Origin of the sequence: Myxococcus llanfairpwllgwyngyllgogerychwyrndrobwllllantysiliogogogochensis, from assembly GCF_006636215.1 — a bacterium.
In the GTDB taxonomy this organism is placed as follows: domain Bacteria; phylum Myxococcota; class Myxococcia; order Myxococcales; family Myxococcaceae; genus Myxococcus; species Myxococcus llanfairpwllgwyngyllgogerychwyrndrobwllllantysiliogogogochensis.
This window is the reverse complement of sequence record NZ_VIFM01000791.1, coordinates 1-438: the sequence shown is the minus strand read 5'-3', so window position 1 is coordinate 438 and position 438 is coordinate 1. Positions and strand designations below refer to the sequence as shown.

Below are 438 nucleotides of genomic sequence, written 5' to 3'. Positions count from 1 at the left end.
GAGGTAGCGCGCTCCCAGTCTGCCCGCGCCCACCGCCAGGCCGCCCACCCCCACCGAGAGGTTCCGGTGGAAGAGCTGCGTCTCCAGCCGGCCGTCCACGTCCACTCGACCCCAGTTGAAAACCTCGGCGCCCATCGACAGGCGGAAGTGGCGCTGTCCCAGGACACCCAGGCTCTCCGCGTCCCAGCTCAGAATCACCTCGCCGTGTGCCGAGTACCCGTCCGGAAACGGCGCGTCCGCCTGTGGCAAGGCGTCCGGGCCCGCCACCTGGAAGCGCGCCAGCTCGTAGTCCGGACCGAAGGCGCCCTGACGGAAGCCTCCACGCTGAAGGCGGCCCTCCAGACGCGCGCGCATGTCCACCGTCGAGGACATGTACTCCGCACCCAGCCCTGTCTCTTATAAACATCCGACGCTGCCGACGATCGCATAGGTGTATAT

General features: G+C 68.0%; 1 pseudogene. It reads right to left on the bottom strand.

The features are described from left to right. Window positions 1–390: pseudogene (locus FJV41_RS57420) on the bottom strand (hypothetical protein); the annotation flags it as partial. Between the last annotated feature and the right edge of the window lie 48 nt (window positions 391–438).